At 64.5% G+C, this 20,451-nt stretch carries 17 protein-coding genes; 5 read left to right on the top strand and 12 right to left on the bottom strand.

All coding sequences use genetic code 11. The features are described from left to right. Nucleotides 1-40: 40 nt before the first annotated feature. Nucleotides 41-763, bottom strand: a complete 723-nt coding sequence (aqpZ, locus tag ACV1FX_RS15325; protein WP_473118384.1) for an aquaporin Z — start codon at nucleotides 761-763, stop codon at nucleotides 41-43. A 263-nt stretch (nucleotides 764-1,026) separates the two neighbouring features. On the opposite strand from aqpZ, the gene rpsU reads away from it, so the two are divergent. Beyond that, nucleotides 1,027-1,329: a 30S ribosomal protein S21 gene (rpsU, locus tag ACV1FX_RS15320; protein ID WP_473118383.1), complete on the top strand. Its 303-nt coding sequence runs from the start codon at nucleotides 1,027-1,029 to the stop codon at nucleotides 1,327-1,329. Nucleotides 1,330-1,456: 127 nt separating this feature from the next. Continuing rightward, the gene (locus ACV1FX_RS15315; protein WP_473118382.1) at nucleotides 1,457-2,113 is read left to right on the top strand and encodes a tetratricopeptide repeat protein; all 657 of its coding nucleotides are present in this window, start codon (nucleotides 1,457-1,459) and stop codon (nucleotides 2,111-2,113) included. Between the two features lie 29 nt (nucleotides 2,114-2,142). On the opposite strand, the gene ACV1FX_RS15310 is transcribed toward ACV1FX_RS15315, so the two are convergent. The 11 genes from ACV1FX_RS15310 to ACV1FX_RS15260 all read right to left on the bottom strand — a co-directional run bounded on the left by ACV1FX_RS15310 (nucleotide 2,143) and on the right by ACV1FX_RS15260 (nucleotide 14,257). Continuing rightward, nucleotides 2,143-3,060 carry a hypothetical protein gene (locus ACV1FX_RS15310; RefSeq protein ID WP_473118381.1) on the bottom strand — a complete coding sequence of 306 codons (918 nt, stop codon included), beginning with the start codon at nucleotides 3,058-3,060 and terminating at the stop codon, nucleotides 2,143-2,145. A gap of 93 nt (nucleotides 3,061-3,153) precedes the next feature. Further along, the gene (locus ACV1FX_RS15305; RefSeq protein ID WP_473118380.1) at nucleotides 3,154-3,438 is read right to left on the bottom strand and encodes a cupin domain-containing protein; all 285 of its coding nucleotides are present in this window, start codon (nucleotides 3,436-3,438) and stop codon (nucleotides 3,154-3,156) included. 15 nt (nucleotides 3,439-3,453) lie between these two features. Then, nucleotides 3,454-4,551, bottom strand: a complete 1,098-nt coding sequence (locus tag ACV1FX_RS15300) for a calcium:cation antiporter (RefSeq protein WP_473118379.1) — start codon at nucleotides 4,549-4,551, stop codon at nucleotides 3,454-3,456. Nucleotides 4,552-4,613: 62 nt separating this feature from the next. Beyond that, nucleotides 4,614-5,414 (bottom strand): alpha/beta hydrolase, encoded by an 801-nt coding sequence (locus tag ACV1FX_RS15295; RefSeq protein WP_473118378.1) that lies wholly within the window; start codon nucleotides 5,412-5,414, stop codon nucleotides 4,614-4,616. Between the two features lie 39 nt (nucleotides 5,415-5,453). Beyond that, nucleotides 5,454-5,624, bottom strand: coding sequence for a hypothetical protein (locus ACV1FX_RS15290; RefSeq protein ID WP_473118377.1), 171 nt, complete (start codon nucleotides 5,622-5,624; stop codon nucleotides 5,454-5,456). Nucleotides 5,625-5,639: 15 nt separating this feature from the next. Further along, nucleotides 5,640-7,037: an NAD(P)(+) transhydrogenase (Re/Si-specific) subunit beta gene (locus ACV1FX_RS15285; protein WP_473118376.1), complete on the bottom strand. Its 1,398-nt coding sequence runs from the start codon at nucleotides 7,035-7,037 to the stop codon at nucleotides 5,640-5,642. 39 nt (nucleotides 7,038-7,076) lie between these two features. Next, nucleotides 7,077-7,394: a proton-translocating transhydrogenase family protein gene (locus ACV1FX_RS15280; RefSeq protein WP_254099863.1), complete on the bottom strand. Its 318-nt coding sequence runs from the start codon at nucleotides 7,392-7,394 to the stop codon at nucleotides 7,077-7,079. 13 nt (nucleotides 7,395-7,407) lie between these two features. After that, on the bottom strand, nucleotides 7,408-8,535 hold the full coding sequence (locus ACV1FX_RS15275) for a Re/Si-specific NAD(P)(+) transhydrogenase subunit alpha (protein ID WP_473118375.1): 1,128 nt from the start codon (nucleotides 8,533-8,535) through the stop codon (nucleotides 7,408-7,410). Between the two features lie 136 nt (nucleotides 8,536-8,671). After that, nucleotides 8,672-8,824, bottom strand: coding sequence for an aa3-type cytochrome c oxidase subunit IV (locus ACV1FX_RS15270; protein WP_018317799.1), 153 nt, complete (start codon nucleotides 8,822-8,824; stop codon nucleotides 8,672-8,674). A 149-nt stretch (nucleotides 8,825-8,973) separates the two neighbouring features. Further along, a complete protein-coding gene (locus ACV1FX_RS15265) occupies nucleotides 8,974-11,973 on the bottom strand; it encodes a cell division protein (RefSeq protein ID WP_473118374.1) in 3,000 nt (999 codons plus the stop codon). Nucleotides 11,974-12,316: 343 nt separating this feature from the next. After that, nucleotides 12,317-14,257 (bottom strand): M3 family oligoendopeptidase, encoded by a 1,941-nt coding sequence (locus tag ACV1FX_RS15260; RefSeq protein WP_473118373.1) that lies wholly within the window; start codon nucleotides 14,255-14,257, stop codon nucleotides 12,317-12,319. Between the two features lie 124 nt (nucleotides 14,258-14,381). Here ACV1FX_RS15260 and ACV1FX_RS15255 point away from each other — a divergent pair, with 124 nt between their 5' ends. The 3 genes from ACV1FX_RS15255 (at nucleotide 14,382) to ACV1FX_RS15245 (ending at nucleotide 20,446) form a co-directional block, all read left to right on the top strand. Further along, nucleotides 14,382-15,884, top strand: a complete 1,503-nt coding sequence (locus ACV1FX_RS15255; RefSeq protein ID WP_473118372.1) for a sigma-54-dependent transcriptional regulator — start codon at nucleotides 14,382-14,384, stop codon at nucleotides 15,882-15,884. A 345-nt stretch (nucleotides 15,885-16,229) separates the two neighbouring features. Further along, nucleotides 16,230-18,473 carry a L,D-transpeptidase family protein gene (locus tag ACV1FX_RS15250; RefSeq protein WP_473118371.1) on the top strand — a complete coding sequence of 748 codons (2,244 nt, stop codon included), beginning with the start codon at nucleotides 16,230-16,232 and terminating at the stop codon, nucleotides 18,471-18,473. Nucleotides 18,474-18,808: 335 nt separating this feature from the next. Continuing rightward, nucleotides 18,809-20,446 (top strand): peptidoglycan L,D-endopeptidase MepK, encoded by a 1,638-nt coding sequence (locus ACV1FX_RS15245; RefSeq protein WP_473118370.1) that lies wholly within the window; start codon nucleotides 18,809-18,811, stop codon nucleotides 20,444-20,446. Nucleotides 20,447-20,451 lie beyond the last annotated feature (5 nt).

The following is a 20,451-nucleotide window of genomic DNA, read 5'->3' as shown; positions in this document are numbered from 1 at the left end:
AGTTGAAGGGGATCGCGATGCGCGCGATCCCCTTCACTGATCAGGCCGTCTTCACGCCCGCGACGACACCGGTCGGCTCTTCGCTGAGCCAGCGATAGATCACGCCACCAAGCGCGCCGCCGATCAGCGGTGCAAGCCAGAACAGCCACAGTTGCGCCAGCGCCCAGCCGCCGACGAAAAGAGCGGGCCCGGTGCTGCGCGCCGGGTTCACCGACGTGTTGGTGACGGGAATGCTGACCAGATGGATCATCACCAGCGCGAGCCCGATCGCCAGCGGCGCGAAGCCCGCGGGCGCCCTGCCGTGCGTGGCGCCCATGATGATGAACAGGAACATCATGGTCATCACCACCTCGGTGATGAAGCCCGCCACCAGGCTGTACTGGCCGGGCGAATGCGCACCATAGCCGTTCGACGCAAAGCCCTTGGTGATGTCGAAGCCCGGCGCACCGCTGGCGATCACGTAGAGCACCGTGGCCGCGACGACCGCACCGATAACCTGCGCGATGATGTAGGGCAGGATCTGTCCGGTCGGGAACCGGCCGCCCGCGGCAAGACCGACGGTGACGGCCGGATTGAGATGGCAGCCCGAGATGTGGCCGATCGCGTAGGCCATGGTGACGACGCTCAGGCCGAACGCCAGGGACACGCCGACCAGGCCGATCCCGACCTGCGGAAAGCCGGCCGCGATCACCGCGCTGCCGCACCCTGCGAATGTGAGCCAAAAGGTGCCGATGGCCTCGGCGGCATATTTCTTCATTTCCATGAGGGACTCCCCTGATTTCCAAGACTTCCGGATCCAGGATCCGGGAACGGCCCCGCGATTGGCGCCAAATCACCCAAATCACGGCCGCACGGAGGCACATTTGCCCCATTTAATGGCTTATCTTGGCCCGAAAGTCCGTCTGGCCGGTGGACATCTCAGGTTTTGTCTGATACATCCGCGCGCTCAAGGTTAAGGGCTTGTGCTTTCTGCCATCCCCTTTGACTTACCAGAATTCAAATCCGATCCACTGAAGAGGATGCCGCGTGCAGGTTCTCGTTCGCGATAACAATGTCGATCAAGCCCTCAAGGCGCTGAAGAAGAAGATGCAGCGCGAGGGTATCTTCCGCGAGATGAAGCTCCGCGGTCACTACGAAAAGCCTTCCGAGAAGAAGGCCCGCGAAAAGGCCGAAGCCGTGCGCCGCGCGCGCAAGCTGGCCCGCAAGAAGCTGCAGCGCGAAGGCCTGCTGCCGATGAAGCCGAAGCCGGTGTTCGGCGCTGGCGCCGGTGGCGATCGTGGCGCTGGCGGTCGTGGCGGCCCGGGTGCTGGTCCGCGCGGACCGCGCTGATTTTGTCGTTCTTGCAAGACTGAGTTTTCGATGACGCGGGCCCCGGGCCCGCGTTATTGTTTTGTGAGCGGTGCCTTTTCTGGGACGGGGCACTACCGATGCGGCACCAGCGCGAGCGAACCCGTAGATGGCCTCCCCTTTCCCCGAGCACAGCCCGGCACGATCATGCCGGCCCTGGCGGCGCTCCGTCACGCTCACACTGATCGCGATCGCACTGTCCGGCTGCTCTTTCGACCTGGGATCACTGACGCCGGAGAAGGAGAAGCCGCAGCAGGGCGCGCCCCAGGCCGCTGCTGCGCCCGCTGAGAGCGCAGTGAGCGCCGGCAATGTCACCGAAGCCCAGAGCCATACGGCAAAGGGCCAGGCGCTTGCGAAGTCAGGAGAGACGGCGGCGGCCCTCGACGAGTTCAACCGCGCGGTCGCGCTCGATCCCTACAATGCACAGGCGCTCTATGGCCGCGCCCTGATCTACCAGGCGAGCAACGAGCATGAGTTTGCGATCGCGGATTTCGGCGCGGCGAGCGGGCTCAATCCGCAGAAGCCGGAGCCGCTGCTCGGCCGCGCCATCAGCTATCTCGCGGTCGGCAAGGTCAAGGAAGCCGCAGCCGATCTGGATGAGGCCTCCGAAGCTGATCCGCACAATGCGCAAGTCTGGACCACGCGAGGGCTCGCCTATGAGCGCCTCGGCGACAAGGCCAAGGCGGCGGCGTCCTACACCAAGGCGGTCGCGCTGCGTCCACGCGACGATGCCGCCCGCAGCGGGCTGGCTCGCGTCGGCGGCTGAAACGGGGATCGGAGGCGCAGCGCGCCGGTTCAGTCCGGGGTGACGCCCTTCGGCAGCACCGCGTGGAACATCGACTTGACGCCTGACAGCATCTCGTCAGCAACGTTGGTCTTTGCCTTGGGCATGGGACTGGGCATGGGACCGGCCGCATCGGCCCGCAGATCGAGCGGCGGCGCAACCACCACCGGGACCGGAATGTCGGCCGGCGGTGTCAGCCTGTTCGCATCATCGGTGCCAACGGACGCGGTGTAGGACGGGTTCGACGCCGTCGGGGAACCATAAGCCTCCGGGCCCGGCGTCGACACCGTGATCGGCGGCGGCAGCGGCCGCACGGAAGGCGGGGCCGCCGTCATGAACCGGGGCCCTTCCTGAACGCGCGGGGCTTCGCCTGCATGGGCTGTCTCCTGCGAGGCACCCTCGGGTGACTTGCGCAGCCGTTCGATCGCCGCGCGGGCGAGATCATTGGCGTCAGGAGTCGCGGCATTCGATGCCGGGGCGGTCTCGGAGGCCGGTGTAGTCACGACCGGGGCACTGACGGCAGGCGTCGCCTTGGCCATGGCCTTGCTCTCACGGGAAGCCGTCGGCCGGCCGCGCGGCGCGGCGGGAGCGGCGGCGGTCTCGGCGGGTGAAGTCTCGGCGGGCTGCTCGGCAGCCTTGTTGTCAGCCGGCTTCTCGGCCGCCGGCTTGTCAGTCACGGTCTTCTCGGAAACGCTCTTCTCGGAAACGCTCTTCTCGGAGACACCCTTGGCCTTCACTCCGGGCGCGGGGAGATTCGCGACCTCGGCAGGCTTGGCGTCCTTCTTGGTCTCGGCAGGAGCGACTGCGGCGGCGGGAGTGTCGGGGGCCGGCCGGGCGTTGATGTAGTGATTAACGATGTACGCCCCGATGATCGTCGCGAGCACCGAGGGGAAGATATCCATGGAGATTTTAGTCAGGTATTTCAGCATTCCGGCCACTCCCCACACGGTCTGATGCGGGAACTTTGAGGCAATAGTAAGGGGGTCAACTGCGACGGATCGGTGGCAGTTGGCAAGCCACTTTTACGCTTTCAGCTCGACTTCAAGGAACACGATCTCTGTTGCAGTTTCGTTAAGCACGTCGTGCGCGACACCTGCCTTGCGGAAGTAGGACTTGCCCGCCGCAAGCTGCGCCGTGGAACGCCCGCCATTGGGCGACACGATGGTCAACTCGCCGGCCGTGACGGGAACAATCACGTAGTCCATCCCGTGAATGTGATGGCCGGTAGCGCCGCCGGGCGGGAGCCGCCACTCGGTGACCCGGACCTCGTCATTGTCGACCTGAACCTCGGAGCTGGCGGCCAGCATTTCCCCTCCCCTAAGCTACGGCACAAAGACCATGAACACGTAGACCGCAAATACCACCATGTGAACCAGCCCGAACAGGACGTTGGTCCTGCCGGTGCCGAAGGTCAGCATGCTCAGCAGGAACGTCAGGAACATCAGCGCCGTGTTCTGGGGATTCAGGCCGAGAACGAGCGGTTGATCGAGCGCATAGGTGGCGAGCCCGACGGCTGGAATCGTCAGCCCGATGGTGGCCAGCGAGGAGCCGAGGGCCAGGTTGATGCTTTTCTGGAGATCGTTCTTGCGCGCCGCGGCGATCGCCGAGACCCCTTCCGGCATCAGGATCAGGAGCGCAACCAGAAGCCCGGCAAAGGCAGGTGGCGCACCAATCATGACGGCAACCGCGTCGACCACCAGTGAGAACTTCTTGGCAAGCAGCACGACGGCAAGCAGCGAGACCAGGAGCAGGACGACGCTGAGAATCAGCATCCTGCCTGACAGATGGCTTTCCCCGCCCTTCCCGTCATCGGCCTGATTGATGAAATAGTCGCGGTGCAGCACGGTCTGCGTGTAGAGGAACACGCCATACAGCACGATCGTCACGAGATCGACGAAGCCGAGCTGGAGCGTCGAATAGATCGGGCCCGGCGTCGTCAGCGTATAGTTGGGCATGATCAGCGTGATGGTCGCCAGCGCGATCAGCATGCTGAGATAGACGTTGGAGCCTGAAACCTGGAACCCCTGCTCGCGGTAGCGCAGGCCGCCGATGAAGACGCAGAGGCCGACAAGCCCGTTGCAGACGATCATCACGACCGCAAATACGGTGTCGCGCGCGAGCTCCGGCGCCGGCTTGTCGCCGAGCATGATGGTGGTGATCAGCGCGACCTCGATGATGGTTACCGCGAGCGTGAGCAGCAACGTGCCGAAGGGCTCACCGATCCGCTCCGCAATCACCTCGGAATGATGAACGGCAGCGAACACCGTTCCGAACAGGATCACCAGCAGGACGATCGCAAACACGAAGCCGCCGAGGGACAGGGTGAAGCCATACCCCGTCGCGGTGACGAGCAGGAACAGCAGCACCGCCAGGGCGGGAAACAGCCAGGCCGATCGCGGCATCGGTCCGTGTGCGCTCATAGAGATAATTCCTTCAACGAAGCCAAACCGATTATGCGCGAGAAGATCGCGCCAGTCAGCCCTCAGCTGCCATTGATGAATTGTCGGGCCGTCTCCAGCGCCCCAAAGTCATCGAGATTTTCGTGTCCGCCGCCTGGAAACCGCACCAGCTTTTTCGGTTCGTGTGCGAGCGCAAACAGGCGCTCGCCGAACGTGACGGGAATTGCCGGATCGTTTGTGCCGTGCATGATCAGCAGCGGCACGGTGACGCGTATGATCCGTTCGTCCGAGTGAAATTGATCCCGCATCAGGACGCGAACCGGAACGAAGCGAAGGATCGAGGCGGCGACATCGACAGTCGACGTGTAGGGAGCCTCGAGAATCAATTTTCCGACAGGGCGTTCGGATGCAATCGCGACAGCAACACCGGTGCCGAGCGAAAAGCCCCACGCAACGACGCGCTGTGCCTCGTAACGTTCTGTCGCGAAGGCATAGGCGGCTGCCGCGTCCTGCAACAGGCCCCGCTCGCTGGGCGCGCCGGTCGAGCCGGCATAGCCGCGATAGGATAGCGCGACGAGGCCGGTGCCGTCCGCGGTGATGCCCTTGAATCGGCTCGCGCGCCCTGCAAGGAAATCGCCGTTACCCGGGAAGAACAGGACCACCGGACGGTCAGGCTTGGCCGGCACGTACCAGACAATGACCTTCTCGCCATCGGCCGTAGTCAGCACATGCTCCTCGGCTTGTGGAAATCTCGCTGCCGCGGGGGCCGTGCGCTCGGCGGTCGGGATCGGAAACAGCATCGCCCGCTGCTTCACGAACAGCAGGACCAGACCGGCGAAGTAGCCGGCCGAAAGGATGATGGCGGTCCATTTCAAAAATGTCATCGCTGGCCCGTCATTCCAAAGTTCAGGGCTTGCCAGGGTTCAGGGCCTGCGACGGCTCTTGAGCAATTTGAGGACGTCGACACGGATGCTCAGGGGGATCTCGCGGCAGCCGCACGCCGCGGCATGGGCGGCGTGCCAGACGACGCGCTCCTCGCGCGTCGCTTTGGATGGCATGCGATTGGACCGGTGCCACTCCTTGTTCAGGGCCACGGTCCGCGCCTCGCGCTACATCGCCTTGACGATGTTCTCGGTGACCTTCTTGGCGTCGCCGAGCAGCATCATGGTGTTGTCGCGATAGAACAGCGGATTGTCGATGCCGGCGTAACCCGAAGCCAGCGAGCGCTTGATGAACATCACGGTGCCCGCCTTCCAGACCTGGAGCACCGGCATGCCGTAGATCGGCGAGGTCTTGTCCTCCTCGGCGGCGGGGTTGGTGACGTCGTTGGCGCCGATCACGAAGGCGATGTCGGCCTGCGCGAATTCGGAGTTGATGTCCTCGAGCTCGAACACCTCGTCGTAAGGAACGTTGGCTTCGGCCAGCAGCACGTTCATGTGGCCTGGCATGCGGCCCGCGACCGGGTGGATGGCGTACTTCACCTCGACGCCTTCCTTCTTCAGCATGTCGGCCATCTCGCGCAGCGCGTGCTGGGCCTGCGCCACCGCCATGCCGTAGCCGGGCACGATGATGACCTTGGAGGCGTTCTTCATGATGAAGGCAGCATCGTCGGCCGAGCCGAGCTTGGCCGGCTTCTGCTCGCCGGTCGCCCCGCCGGCCGCCGCGGTCTCACCACCGAAGCCGCCGAGGATGACCGAGATGAAGGACCGGTTCATCGCGTGGCACATGATGTAGGACAGGATCGCACCGGACGAGCCGACCAGCGCGCCGGTGATGATCAGCGCGGAATTGCCGAGCGTGAAGCCGATGCCGGCCGCCGCCCACCCCGAATAGGAGTTCAGCATCGAGATCACGACCGGCATGTCGGCGCCGCCGATCGGGATGATCATGAGGACGCCGAGCGCCAGCGCCAGGATGACGTTGAGCCAGAAGAATACCGGGCTGCCGGTGACCACGAGCCCGACGATGCAGGCCACCAGCGCGACCGCGAGCGCGATGTTGATGAGGTGCCGCGCCGGCAGGATGATCGGCGCGCCGCTCATGCGGGCCGACAGCTTCAGGAACGCGATCACCGAGCCGGTGAAAGTCAGCGCGCCGATGGCGACGCCGAGCGACATTTCGATCAGGCTCTGGGTGTGGATGTTGCCGGGAGTGCCGATGTCGAAAGCCTCGGGCGCATAGAACGCGCCGGCGGCGACCAGCACCGCGGCCATGCCGACCAGCGAGTGGAAGGCGGCGACCAGCTCCGGCATCGAGGTCATCGGCACGCGCCGCGCGATCACGGCACCGATCGCGGCACCGATCGCGATGCCGACGATGACCAGCAGCCAGGCGAGGCCGTCGGCCGGCGGATGATTGGCCAGCGTGGTGGCGACCGCGATCGCCATGCCGATCATGCCGAACAGGTTACCCTGGCGCGAAGAGGCCGGGCTCGACAGTCCGCGCAGCGACAGGATGAACAGCACCCCCGCCACGAGATACAACAATGCAGAGAGATTGGCGTTCATCTCAGGTCCCCATCTGTCCCATCAGCCCGAGGTGGCCGCTTACTTGGCCTTCTTCTTGTACATCGCCAGCATGCGCTGGGTGACAAGGAAGCCGCCGAAGATATTGATGCAGGCAAAGATCAGCGCGATGAAGCCGAAGCCCCGCGCCCAGCCCGAACCGCTCGACACGTTGGCAACACCGCCCGCGAGCAGCGCGCCAACCACGATCACCGAGGAGATCGCGTTGGTGACGCTCATCAGCGGCGTGTGCAGCGCGGGGGTCACCGACCACACGACGAAATAGCCGACGAACACCGCCAGCACGAAGATCGACAGCCGGAAGATGAAGGGATCGACGACCTGTGCAACATGCTCCATGGTTCTCTCCTTCTTAAGCTTTCGGCTGGAAGTTCGGGTGGATGACGGCGCCGTCCCTGGTCAGCGCAGTCGCCTTCACGAGCTCGTCATCCCAGTTCACGGCAAGCTTCTTCTCTTTCTTGTCGATCATGGTCTCGATGAAGGAGAACAGGTTGCGCGCGTAAAGGCCGGAAGCCGAGGCGGCGACGCGGCCGGCAACATTGGTGTAGCCGACGATCTTGATGCCATCGAGATCGACGACCTCGCCCGGCTTGGCGCCCTCGACATTGCCGCCGCGCTCGACGGCGAGGTCGACCAGCACCGAACCCGGCTTCATCGACTTGACCATCTCGGCACTGACGAGCTTCGGCGCGGGGCGGCCCGGGATCAGCGCCGTCGTGATCACGATGTCCTGCTTCTTGATGTGCTCGGCGGTCAGCGCGGCCTGCTTGGCCTGATATTCCTTGGACATTTCCTTGGCGTAGCCGCCGGCGGTCTGCGCGTTCTTGAACTCCTCGTCCTCGACGGCGAGGAATTTCGCACCGAGCGATTCGACCTGCTCCTTGGTGGCGGGGCGCACGTCGGTCGCGGTGACGATGGCGCCGAGACGGCGCGCGGTCGCAATCGCCTGGAGGCCGGCGACGCCGACGCCCATCACGAATACCTTTGCGGCCGGAACAGTGCCGGCCGCGGTCATCATCATCGGGAAGGCACGGCCGAAGGCTTCGGCGCCCTCGATCACGGCACGGTAGCCGGCGAGGTTCGCCTGCGACGACAGCACGTCCATCACCTGGGCGCGCGTGATGCGCGGCATGAGTTCCATGGCGAAGGCGGCGACGCCGGCATCGGCTATCGTCTTGAGCGCGGCCTCATTGCCATAGGGGTCCATGATGGCGATGACCAGCGCGCCGTGCTTGTACCGGCCAAGCTCGGAAGCCTCGGGGCGTTTCACCTTGATGATGATGTCGGCATCAGCCAGCGCATCGGCGCTGACTGTCGCACCGGCGGCGGTGTAGTCGGAATCGAGCAGGCCGGACTTGATGCCGGCACCGGGCTCGACGGCGATCTCGGCGCCCAGTGCCCTAAACTTCTTCACCGTATCCGGCGAAGCGGCGACCCGCGGCTCGGACGGATCGATTTCCTTGGCAACGGCAATCTTCATGAGGCCTCCGGCGGCGCGGGAAGGCGCGCACGCGAATTTAGCGTTACTCCCGCAACGTTGGATACCGGTTTTAGAACCGGCTTGGATGCAAATTTTCTGAGCAGCCGCCGCCTTTGGCGGTGCAGTCGACTGTGGATCAGGTCAGGAAGATCGCCATCAGGATGACGATGAGCGCGACCGAGGCCGTGCCGTACTTCACCAGCTTGATGAAGCCCTCATAGGTCTGCTCGTGGGCAACGTAGTCGTTGCCATCGGCGGTGCTATACGCCACTTCGCTATGGTCAGCCATGGATGTCCCCAGTCGAAAGTCGAATTCCCGGCTGGCATTACCGCAATCCGCCGGACAGGGCAACGGCACAGCTGCTCAGTTTTCCCGCAAATCGGCTCATTTGGAATCCCGATTGTCGGGACCTCGGCCGGTCTGCGCTCAACACCATCCTACTCCTGGTCCAAAACGGCGATCATGAACGTCGCGGTCTCCGGCTCGACGTCGGCTTCGACCACAGCCAGACCGAGCGCGCGGCGCACCGCGTCGACGGCCTCTTCGCCGCCATCGGTGAACCTCGCCGTGTGCGGAGCAATCCCCGAGCCGACCGCAACGGGATGATCGCCTGCCAGGAAGCCGTGGGTCATGTGGAAACCGAGCGCGCGATAGACCTCGAACTGCTCTTCGGAGAAGAACTGGTCGCCAGTGGTCTCGTGCGGGAAGCGATTGTTTCTCCGCGCGTAATCCCGGATGTAGTCGTTCTCGTCGCCGGTGAGCGAGGACTTGATGTAGACGAGATAGCCCTTCTCCTGGCCGCCATAATCGATGGTGCCGATCGCCACGTGAACATGGTCTCGCGGAGCATCGTCGTGCTCGTCGACCGACGAAGGATCGCCGGCCTTGTCGGCGTTGCACGCCATCAGCATGCGGGTGCGCTCACGGATCAGCGTCCAGGGCAGGTCAATGCGGATACCGAGATCGATGCGCGCATAGCGCTGCAACGTCATCAGCGATGCGAAGTTCATCGGCGCATCGGCTTCTGCATCGACCGCGACGATCACCCTGCAGCGCCGCCGCAACAGCTCGTAGACGCCGAGATTCTCGATGTGACCGCCGTCGGTGAGATAGACGCTGTCGCTGTTCTCGTAGAGGCGTCCGGATATCTCCGACCAGAAATAAAGCGGCGTGGAACGGTGCTGGGGTCGCACGCGCGCATCGACGTAGCGCGGATTCTTCAACCAGTAGCCGAGCCGCACGTTCAAGAGCGCAAGCGTAGGCGTCAACGCCTTGATCGAGCTCGAGCCCATGTTCGAGGAGGCCGCCGCCCCCGAGATCGCCATGGCGGTGGCCAGATCGAGACTCTGCTCGTCGTCCTGCACCGCCCAGGTCGGGGCATAGCCCGTCGCTTCGCTTCCGACATTCAGCGCAGAGAACATGAAGAAGTCGGCGTTGCGGCCGCGCCGGTTGGCGAAGTCCGAGCCCTGGATGTTCAGCGCCGTGTTGATGAGTTGATAGGGCGCGTGCAGCTTCGGAGCGACGGCCTGCCCGGCAACCACCGCGTCCTCCGCCGGAGCCGCATAGAGATCGGTGATCTTCAAACGATCGAGCGGTCTGAAATCGCGCCCCTGGTCGAGGCTCGCTTCGACGCGCCCGATGCCGCCGTCGGCCGAATGGGTCGGATCGAACAGGAAAGCCTTGCTCAGGCGATCGCGATAGAGTCGATGCAACGAGTTCGCATTCGGCGTCAGGCAGAACGAGATGGCGAACAACACAGCGCCGGCGAACGCATAGAGGATGACCATCGGAAGGCTGAAGGAGTAGCCGAGTTCGGAGGCCGCGCCCTGAAACAGACCCGGAAACTGTCTCTGAACCACGCCTCTGACCTTCTGGGCCAGGAATTCGAGCCATGCCGGGGCATGCCAGACCGGCGTCAGCTGCTCCGTATCGGCAACCGCCGGCGCTGCGGCTTTGGGCGTGATCTCGGCGGACAGGGTGCCCGTGCTGGCGTCAAACTGGATCTTGCCGGCCAGGTTTCCAGCGGGCGCGTTAGATTTGACGTTGGCGAGGCACTCTCTTTGGGCCACCGGGCCAAGAGCCGACGGACATCGCTCGAACAGGTCGTTGGCGATGCCCCAATACGACAAATAGAGGTAGGCAACCCAGATGATGAGCGGCAGCGCAAGTCCCGCGATCCACAGCGCGGCCTTCGCCACGATGGCGAGCAGCAGAGAGCCCCATTGCGAAGACACGCTGTTGCCCTTCAGCACCTCAGCGATTTGCTGCCTGAACGCGGTAACGAAGACGCCGATTGGCGCGGCGATCGCCGCGAGCGACTTGATCCAGGTGATGGCAGCGGCACCGACCGGACCGCCGAGCGCGTTGCTCTCGGCAACATCGAACATCTGGCCCAGCATGAAGGGCTGAAATTCGAAGAACGCGATGACCGCGAGCAGCACGAGGAAGGTCGCGCCGGCGCTCGGCCAATGCGAGCGGAACTCCTGGCGCTTGTCCGGACTTGCGAATGACTGCTTGAGAGCCCAGCCGAAGAACAGCACAACCCCGATGATCGCGGTCGCCAGGGTCAGGGCGAAATGCTCGACCTTGAGAAAGCGTGCGAAGTCGCAGGCGACGCCCATCAGCAAAGCGAAGCCGGCAAGATAGGCATACGCGATGCTCGGGCCGCTGCCACGGACGGAGCGGGAGCCGAGATAGGCAAGCCCGCTGCAAACGAGCAGCACCAGGGCAACGGCAGCCCCTAAGGTAGTGAAGCCGTAACGATCGATGCTGCTGAAATCGTGCAACTCGCACAATTTGCGATCGTTGAAGCCGATCCCGAAGATGTTCGCGACCGTGAGGCAGCTCCGCAGCGGTGTCGACCAGATGGTGATCGCGGCAAGCAGCAGCACGACCGGCAGCGTCAAACCGATATTGGCGACCAGGCCGCGCACGACGATCGCAAAGCCGGTCAGCAGGTCGCGCGCGCCGGCAGGGATCAGATAGTTGGAATAGTTACGCAGATGTCCGACGGAGGGCGTGTCGCTAATCTCGGCGGCCGTGGCGGTTCCGCCCGCCGGTCTCTCGCCGAATACGAATCGCCGCGCAACCGTCATGGTCGCGCTGAGGGACGTTCCGATATAGCCGCCGCCCGAGACCGTGGAGAGATAGTCGATCCGCCCGATCAGGTCGTGATGGTTGAGCGCCTGCAGCACGCCGAGGCAAACGGCCGAGGAACGAATGCCACCGCCGGACAAGGCGAGCCCGACGACGTCGAGCAACTGGCAGGGTTCTAGATTATCCGGATCGATGCGCCGGTCCGGCTCGCGGCGGGTGTTGATCGCCGCGATTTCGTCGCGGACGATCTGGTGGTGCTTCTCGCACCACGGCGTCTCCTCATCGAGCGCTGCGGCGTTTCTGGCTTCGACAGGTCGCGCGACGGGTCCTTGATCGAGCATGGGTGTCTCCCCGAGCGGGCATCGATCGATTCACAATCACTAGTTGAAAATGTATTCCAAGTATCTACAGAGTTAGTCTTGGCGCCTTACGCGAACGTTCAATCCCACGTAGCAGAATATCGAGACCCATCTCGAAGGTGGCCTGGAAACGCGCAGGCGGAAGGAGGGCGTGAGGCTGCAAGATGCCTGAAATGCAGGGCAATGACGTCGTTCGGGACCGGTTTCGCCAGCGGGAGAGCTGCCTGCTGCACTGCGTCCGCGAGTCCAGGGCGGTCTCGCGAAAAAATGTCGCAGCAGTAAGACGCCGCCAATCCCGTTGGGAGGCTGACGCGGTGAGGCCGCCTCAGCCCATCGCCTCCAGCTCGTCGATCATTCCGGCGATGACGGAAAGGCCGCCGTCCCAGAACTTGGGATCCTTGGCATCGAGACCGAAGGGCCGCAGCAGCTCGGAATAGTGCTTGGTGCCGCCGGCCGCGAGCATGTCGAGATAGCGCTCGGCAAAGCCCTCGGCAGCGTTCTCGTAGACCGCGTAGAGCGAGTTCACGAGGCAGTCGCCGAAGGCGTAGGCGTAGACATAGAACGGCGAATGGATGAAGTGCGGGATGTACATCCAGTAGTTCTCGTAGCCCGCCTTGATCTCGATCGCGGGACCGAGACTCTCGCCCTGCACCGAAAGCCAGATCTCGCCGAGCCGCGTCGCGGTGAGCTCGCCGTTCTTGCGCTCGGTGTGCACGGCGCGCTCGAACGAATAGAACGCGATCTGCCGCACCACGGTGTTGATCATGTCCTCGACCTTGCCCGCGAGCAGCGCCTGGCGCTGTTTTGCATTCTTGGTCTGGGCAAGGAGCCGCTTGAACGTCAGCATCTCGCCGAACACGCTCGCGGTCTCGGCCAGCGTCAGCGGCGTCGGCGCCATCAGCGCGCCGTTCTTCGCCGCCAGCACCTGGTGCACGCCATGGCCGAGCTCGTGCGCAAGCGTCATCACGTCGCGCGGCTTGCCCTGATAGTTCATCAGCACGTAGGGGTGCGCCGATGGCGTGGTTGGATGCGAGAAGGCGCCCGGCGCCTTGCCGGGACGGACCGGCGCGTCGATCCAGCGATCACTGAAGAAGCGCTCGGCGATATCAGCCATCTTGGGCGAGAAGCCGCGATAGGCCGTCAGCACCATGTTCCTCGCATCGGGCCAGGCGATGGTGTCGGTCGCGGCAAAGGGCAGCGGGGCGTTGCGATCCCAATAGGCCAGCCGCTTCTTCTTGAACCAGCGCGCCTTCAGCGCGTAGTAGCGATGCGACAGCCGGGGATAGGCCGCGCGTACCGAGGCAACCAGTGCATCCACCACCTCGCGCTCGACGCGGTTGTTCAGATGGCGGGAATCCGCGACGTCCTTGAAGCCGCGCCAGCGGTCGGAGATGTCCTTGTCCTTGGCGAGCGTGTTGGTGATCAGCGCGAAAGTGCGCTCATTGGCCTTGAAGGTTGTTGCCAAAGCTTCCGCCGCGGTCTTGCGCCTGGCGCCGTCACGGTCCTGCAGGAGATTCAGCGTCGGCTCGATCGCGAGCTCCTTGGGCCCGACCTTGAAGCGCAGGCCGGAGATGGTCTGGTCGAACAGCCTGTTCCACGCCGAATAGCCGGTCTGCGCCTTCTCCAGGAAAAGCTGCTCGAGCTTGTCGTCGAGCTGATACGGCTTCTCCTTGCGCAGGTCCTCGATCCAGGGGCGATAATGCGCGAGCTCGGAAACCTGCATCGCGCGGGTCAAAATATCGTCATCGATGCGGTTGAGCTCGAGCGCGAAGAACAGGAGATGGGTGGAGGCGGCCGTCAGCCGCTCCGACACGTCGCCGTAAAACTTTGAAATCTTGGGATCAACGCTGTCGCCGGCGTGGACGAGCCCGGCATAGGAGCCGAGCCGGCCGGCGAGATCGTCGATCGCCTCATAACGCCGCACGGCCTCCGCGAGCCATTTTCCGCCATCTTCCTTTGCTGTCCCTGTCGCGAGCTTGCCCTTGTAGTCGGTCTCGAACGCGACGCAATCGGCATCCATCTTCTCGAGATCGCGCGCCACTTCCGGCGCAGTGATCCCGGAATAGAGATCGGCGAGGTTCCACTCCGGAAGCTTGCCGGTCTTGTTTGGAGCCTTGCCGGAGGGTTTTGCCTTGGCGGTGGCTTTTCCGGCGTTCGGCTTGCGGAGAGCAGACGTGCTGAGAGCGGACTTTTTGAGCGCTGACTTGTTGAGAGCGGACTTGTTAGGAGCGGGCTTTTTCAGAGCGGGCTTGGAGCGCGAAGTCATTGTGCGGGAAACCTGTGTTCAACGATCGCAATGGATGGGGTCAGCAAGGTTTAAGAGTGCGTTAATCGGCTTCAGCCAGAGTGCCCCGATTCGAGACAGATAGTTGTAGCGTGCGGGGAACACCATGGCTGCCAGTATTTTGATCGCCGATGACGACGCCGTCGCACGCCGTCTGGTCGAGAACATGGTGCAGAAATGCGGCTATGAAACGATCATCGTCGATTCCGGCGATGCCGCGCTCGCCGCCCTCACCGCCCCCGATGCACCGGCGGTCGACGCCGTCGTCCTCGATCTCGTAATGCCCGGCCTCGACGGCATGGGCGTCCTGGCAAAGGTCCGCGAGGCCGGCCTCAGCGTACCCGTCATCGTCCAGACCGCGCATGGCGGCATCGACAACGTGATCTCGGCCATGCGCGCAGGTGCGGCCGACTTCGTGGTCAAGCCGGTCGGCATGGAGCGGCTCCAGGTCTCCTTGCGCAACGCGCTCAACGCGTCCGCGCTCAAGGGCGAATTGCAGCGCATCCGGCACAGCCGCGAGGGCCGGCTGACATTTTCCGACATCATCACGCGCAGCGACGCGATGGCGCATGTCATGCGCGCCGCACAGAAGGCGGCGAATTCTTCCATTCCGGTGCTGATCGAAGGCGATTCCGGCGTCGGCAAGGAGATGTTCGCGCGCGCCATTCATGGCAGCGGCGAACGCAAGGCAAAGCCGTTCGTCGCGGTCAATTGCGGCGCGATCCCCGACAATCTCGTCGAGTCGATCCTGTTCGGTCATGAGAAGGGCGCCTTCACCGGCGCGACCGAGCGGCACGCCGGCAAATTCGTCGAGGCCCATGGCGGCACGCTGTTTCTGGACGAGGTCAGCGAGCTGCCGCTGACCGCGCAGGTCAAGCTGCTCCGCGCACTCCAGGAGGGCGCGGTCGAGGCCGTCGGCGGCCGCAAGCCGGTGAAGGTCGACGTCCGCATCATCTCCGCGACCAACCGCAAGCTGCTGGATCGTGTGAAGCAGGGCCACTTCCGCGAAGACCTGTTCTACCGCTTGCACGTGCTGCCGCTGACGATCCCCAGCCTGCGCGCGCGGCGTGAGGACATCCCGCATCTGCTGCGGCATTTCCTGGCGCGGTTCGCCGCCGAGGAGAACCGCGCCATCACCGGAATCAGCGGCGAGGCGGTGGCGCATCTCTCGACGCTCGATTGGCCTGGCAACATCCGCCAGCTCGAGAACGCGGTCTATCGCGCGGTGGTCATGAGCGAGGGCGATCAGCTTGGTCTCGACGATTTCCCACTGCTCGTCGGTCACCCGCATCAGATGAGCGACGTTACGACCGCGCCCTTGATTCTGGAGTCGGCAGCGCCCACCGTCCCGGCGATGATTTCAGGTAACGAGATACCGATTGCTCCATTGCCCGCCGCCGGCTCGCTCGCGATGCTGACCAGCACCGGGGAAGTCCGGCCTCTGGAGGAGATGGAGAACGAAATCATCCGCTTCGCGATCTCGCATTACCGCGGGCAGATGTCGGAGGTCGCGCGCCGCCTCAAAATTGGCCGCTCCACGCTCTACCGCAAACTCGACGAGGCCGGCGTCCAAGGACATGGCGGCAAAAGCGGTGAGGAGACGCACTGAGCGGGACCTGCGGAACGACGTTCTCTTTATGGCCTAAACGGGGCGCAAGTCCTTCGCATTGCGGACGATTTGAACCGTGACCGGGAAGTGACAGACAAAGGGAAAAGCGCGTGGCAGAAGCGCACAATCCGTTGCCAAGAGGCTTCCTTGAAGTCAGTTTGTCGTGAGTTGTCCCGGGTAGCGCTGGCTGCAAAAACGGGGCCTGTATATCGTCTGCGTAAGAATCGTTGCGTGCAGGCGTGCAACTTCCGAGAAGCCGGCGCGACTAGCCGAAGCTGTTAGACGATAACGAATCTGTTCCGTGAGTCCGTTCATGGGGACAGTTCACCCGAGGGGTGTGACACGATGCGAGACTGTTTGAACAACCGTGCAGGCTTTGACCGCGTGCTGATGACGGTCGCGGCGACCTTCCTCACGGTATCGGCCACTTCGGCGCTGGCCCAGGACCAGGCGCGCAGCAGCGCCGCGGAGCTGGCGATCGAAGCCGCGATCCCGCGCCCCGAACCGGCCAACGTCCCGCCGCCGACAGCCGCCGACATCAAGCTCGACACCACGGCCACGGTGCAGGAGCCCGCCAAGGACGCGACCAGCAAGGAGCCCGCGAAGACGGAAGCCGCACCGGCGCCCGACAAGGTCGAGACCAAGCCTTCCGACGTCGCCACGACGCCCGCCACCGAGGCGCCGAAGAGCGAGACGGCGAAGACCGAGCCCGCCAAAACCGAGCCTGCCAAGACTGAACCGGCAAAGACCGAAGCCGCGACCGCGCCGGCCGCTCCCGCCGCGCCTGCGACCGCTGCTGCTCCGGCGGAGCCGCCGAAGGATGTCGCGAAGGAGCCGGCCAGCGAGCCGGTCAAGGCCGCGAGCAACGTTCCTGCCGCCGACCAGCCGGTCGCCGACAAGATCAAGGACGCGCTCGGTGCCAAATCCGCGCGCTATTTCGATCGCAAGAACGAGCGCGCTGCCGTCGAAAAGTTTTACGGCGCCCGCGACTTCGCGCCGGTCTGGACGCAGGGCGGAAGCCTCACCGCTCCGGCCAAGGGCGTGATCGCGCGGCTGAAGGATGCCGCGTCCGACGGCCTCAACGCCGCCGACTATCCGGTGCCGGATTTCGCGGCATCCACGTCGCCCGATGCGCTCGCCGAAGCCGAGCTCAAGCTCACCGCCAGCATGCTGGACTATGCGCGCCAGGCGCAGAGCGGCCGCATGCACTGGTCGCAGGTCAGCGCCGATATCCTTTATCCCGAGCATTCGGTCGACCCGGGCGAGGTCCTTGCCAAGGTTACGACCTCGGCTGACGCTTCCGCCGCGCTCGACAGCTACAACCCGCCGCAGAAGCTCTACAAGGAGTTGAAGGCGAAGCTCGCCCAGCTCCGCGGCCAGGGCGATGGTCCGGTGATCGAGATCACCGACGGCCCGGCACTGAAGTACACGCCGGCGCGCGGCAAGAAGCAGGCGGAAGTCGTAGTGCAGGATCCGCGCGTACCGCAGCTCCGCGCCAAGCTCGGCATCACCGAGAACGCCAACGACGACCACTATGACGCGACCGTTGCGGAAGCCGTACGGAAATTCCAGGACGGCGCCGACATGAAGGCGACCGGTGTCCTCGATGCGCCGACCGTGAGGGCGCTGAACAGCCCGAAGCGCGACAAGCAGATCGACACCGTGCTCGTGAACATGGAGCGCTGGCGCTGGCTGCCGCGCGATCTCGGCGTGCCGGCGCTCGGCGATGCCTATGTCATCCTCAACATTCCCGACTACACGCTGAAGGTGATGCAGCGCGGCCAGCAGGTCTGGACCACGCGCGTGGTGACGGGCAAGCCGGGCACGCATGCCACCCCGCTGCTCAGCGAGACGATGAAGTACATCACGGTCAACCCGACCTGGAACGTGCCGCCGTCGATCGTCTACAACGAATATCTGCCGGCGCTGCAGCAGGACCCGACCGTGCTCCAGCGCATGGGCCTGCGACTCGAGCAGAACCGCGACGGCTCCGTGCACATCTCGCAGCCGCCGGGTGAAGCCAACGCGCTCGGCCGCGTCCGCTTCAACTTCCCGAACAAGTTCCTGGTCTATCAGCACGACACGCCTGACAAGTACCTGTTCGCCAAGGAAGAGCGCGCCTTCAGCCACGGCTGCATGCGGGTTCAGAACCCGGATCAGTACGCCTCGGTGCTGCTCAACATCACCATGCCGAACGAGCACTACACGCCGGAGCGGATCCGAGGCATGTACGGCTCGAGCGAGATCGACCTGAAATTCCCGACTCCGATTCCGGTCAACATCACCTACCAGACCGCGTTCGTGGACGACGGCGGCAAGCTGCAATTCCGCAGGGACGTCTATGGCCGCGACGCGACCATGATCAACATCCTGAAGAACAGCCGCGGCAAGGACCTCGAGAACGTCGTCGCCCATGCCCAGCCGAGCTATTCGCGTCCCGCCACCACCCTGCCCTCCGGCGTGGCGGTGGCCAACAACGGCGGCGGCTTCTCCTCATCCGGACCGTCGTTCTTCGAGCGGCTGTTCGGCGCGCCGACGCCGCCACCGGCTCCGGTCGGCCGGCGCCAGCAGCGCGTCTTCACCCGCTGATCCCTTCAGCGGGCGCGCGCCGCCTGAGAATAAATTCCTGAGCGAAATCAACGATCCCGTCACGCGACGGGATCGTTTAACGTTAACCATTCTCCACCGGATCCGCCGCGAGGGGCGTTATTTCGCCACACTCGACCGGTTAGGTCTGTACCCTGACTTGGGTTTCGACTTGGGTTTTCGACTTTGGGATCCTCTTGGGATCTCGTTGGGTTGGGGGCGGGAAGGTAAACCTCGAATTAACCTTCTCGCTTTAAGAAAGCGTTCATCCTCTTTCGCGCGCTAGCGGGGTTGGCGGGAGAGTCCATTGAACGCTCGTCGACTGGGTGGGCTCATTCGTGCTGGCTGGTTTCGCACGCCAATTCTTTGCGGTGTCATTGTCCCATGCGGGCGTCAGGGCCGGATCCCGGATCGGCCTGACCTCACTGCTGTTGCTTGCCGGCGCCGGCTCCGTTCACGATGCGACCGCGCTGAACGAGACCCGCACCCTCTCCTTCCACCACACCCATTCCGGCGAAGACCTCACCGTCACCTTCAAGCGCGACGGGCGCTATGACGAGGCCGCGCTGAAGCAGCTCAATCATTATCTGCGCGACTGGCGCACCCAGGACGAGACGGTCATGGACCGTCACCTCTTCGATATCCTCTGGGAAGTCTATCGCGACGTCGACGGCAAGCAGCCGATCCAGATCGTCTCCTCCTACCGCTCCCCCGCCACCAACGCCATGCTCCGCCGCCGCTCCTCGGGCGTGGCGCGCTTCAGCCAGCACATGCTGGGCCATGCGATGGACTTCTACATTCCGGGGGTGCAGCTGGAGCAGATCCGCTTCGCGGGGCTGCGGCTGCAACGCGGCGGTGTCGGCTTCTACCCGACCTCCGGCTCGCCTTTCGTGCATCTGGACACCGGCAGCATCCGGCACTGGCCGCGCATGACGCATGACCAGCTCGTCCGCGTCTTCCCGGACGGCCGCACCGTGCACCTGCCGACCGATGGCACGCCGCTGAAGGGCTATGAGCTCGCCAAGGCCGACATCGAGCGGCGCGGCAATGGCGATGAGGCCGCGACGATCGGCAAGCCGAGCTTCCTGGCGGCGCTGTTCAGGGGCAAGTCGGCCCCCGCGAGCGACGAGGATGACGAGGGCGCTCCGGCCGTCAGCGCCAAGCCGGCAGCACCGGTCGTGGTTGCGGCAGCAGCGCCAGCCAAGAGCGCTGAGAAGGCCGCCGATCCGGTGCCGACGCCGCGCGCCAAGCCGCAGATTGCAGCCGCGATTCAGCTCGCTGCAGCCGACATGCAGGCCGTGCAGCCGCCCAAGCCGAAGCCGGCTCCCGCCGCCGACCGATCGGCTGAGGCCAAATCTGCTGACGCGAAGCCGCAGACGCCCGCCGACATCATCAACGCCCGCGGCTTCTGGGATGCGCCGGCGGCTCCGCAGCAGGCGACGCCGGCCCAGATCGCAGCGCTCAGGGCACGCCAGGCACTGGCCTCGGCGACCGATCCGCAGGCGACCGCAAGTGTTTCTTCCTCGGCCTATCAGGCGTTGGCCTACGCGCCGGCCGCCGCCTCGCCGGTCGACCGCGCCAACGTCGTCGCCGCCTCCGCGCCGATCCCGCGCACGGCCCGTCCGCTTGCTGCGACCCGCAGCCTCGCCCAGGCAACCGAGATCAACACCGTCGTGGCAAAGGGCGCACAGGGCATGATCGCGACCTCGACACGGCTCTCCGCTGCCAAGGGCGAGAGCATGTGGCTCAAGATCGTGATGCTGTCACCGAGCGCCAGCCGCTCGATGTCGGTGACGCTGATGGGCGATATCGACATGGCCGCGATGCGTGCCTATTTCGTCAAGCCGCAGGCCGTCGTCGCGATGGGCTTCACGGACGATCCGATGCAGGGCATGTCCTGCGACAGCTTCTCGGGCTCGGCGACCTTCAAGCTGGAGACCACGTCCTTCGTGGTCCGCACGGCTTCGCTGCGCTGACCACT

Source organism: Bradyrhizobium ingae (genome assembly GCF_055791185.1).
This window is presented reverse-complemented; position numbering and strand designations above follow the sequence as displayed.

What these genes read in the sequence shown, in the direction of transcription:
- ACV1FX_RS15275 (WP_473118375.1), bottom strand. Translation starts at nt 8,535, where the DNA reads ATGAAGATTGCCGTTGCCAAGGAAATCGATCCGTCCGAGCCGCGGGTC.
- ACV1FX_RS15255 (WP_473118372.1), top strand. Translation starts at nt 14,382, where the DNA reads ATGGCTGCCAGTATTTTGATCGCCGATGACGACGCCGTCGCACGCCGT.
- ACV1FX_RS15260 (WP_473118373.1), bottom strand. Translation starts at nt 14,257, where the DNA reads ATGACTTCGCGCTCCAAGCCCGCTCTGAAAAAGCCCGCTCCTAACAAG.
- ACV1FX_RS15250 (WP_473118371.1), top strand. Translation starts at nt 16,230, where the DNA reads ATGCGAGACTGTTTGAACAACCGTGCAGGCTTTGACCGCGTGCTGATG.
- ACV1FX_RS15285 (WP_473118376.1), bottom strand. Translation starts at nt 7,037, where the DNA reads ATGAACGCCAATCTCTCTGCATTGTTGTATCTCGTGGCGGGGGTGCTG.
- ACV1FX_RS15265 (WP_473118374.1), bottom strand. Translation starts at nt 11,973, where the DNA reads ATGCTCGATCAAGGACCCGTCGCGCGACCTGTCGAAGCCAGAAACGCC.
- ACV1FX_RS15315 (WP_473118382.1), top strand. Translation starts at nt 1,457, where the DNA reads ATGGCCTCCCCTTTCCCCGAGCACAGCCCGGCACGATCATGCCGGCCC.
- ACV1FX_RS15310 (WP_473118381.1), bottom strand. Translation starts at nt 3,060, where the DNA reads ATGCTGAAATACCTGACTAAAATCTCCATGGATATCTTCCCCTCGGTG.
- ACV1FX_RS15270 (WP_018317799.1), bottom strand. Translation starts at nt 8,824, where the DNA reads ATGGCTGACCATAGCGAAGTGGCGTATAGCACCGCCGATGGCAACGAC.
- ACV1FX_RS15305 (WP_473118380.1), bottom strand. Translation starts at nt 3,438, where the DNA reads ATGCTGGCCGCCAGCTCCGAGGTTCAGGTCGACAATGACGAGGTCCGG.
- ACV1FX_RS15295 (WP_473118378.1), bottom strand. Translation starts at nt 5,414, where the DNA reads ATGACATTTTTGAAATGGACCGCCATCATCCTTTCGGCCGGCTACTTC.
- ACV1FX_RS15280 (WP_254099863.1), bottom strand. Translation starts at nt 7,394, where the DNA reads ATGGAGCATGTTGCACAGGTCGTCGATCCCTTCATCTTCCGGCTGTCG.
- aqpZ (WP_473118384.1), bottom strand. Translation starts at nt 763, where the DNA reads ATGGAAATGAAGAAATATGCCGCCGAGGCCATCGGCACCTTTTGGCTC.
- ACV1FX_RS15300 (WP_473118379.1), bottom strand. Translation starts at nt 4,551, where the DNA reads ATGAGCGCACACGGACCGATGCCGCGATCGGCCTGGCTGTTTCCCGCC.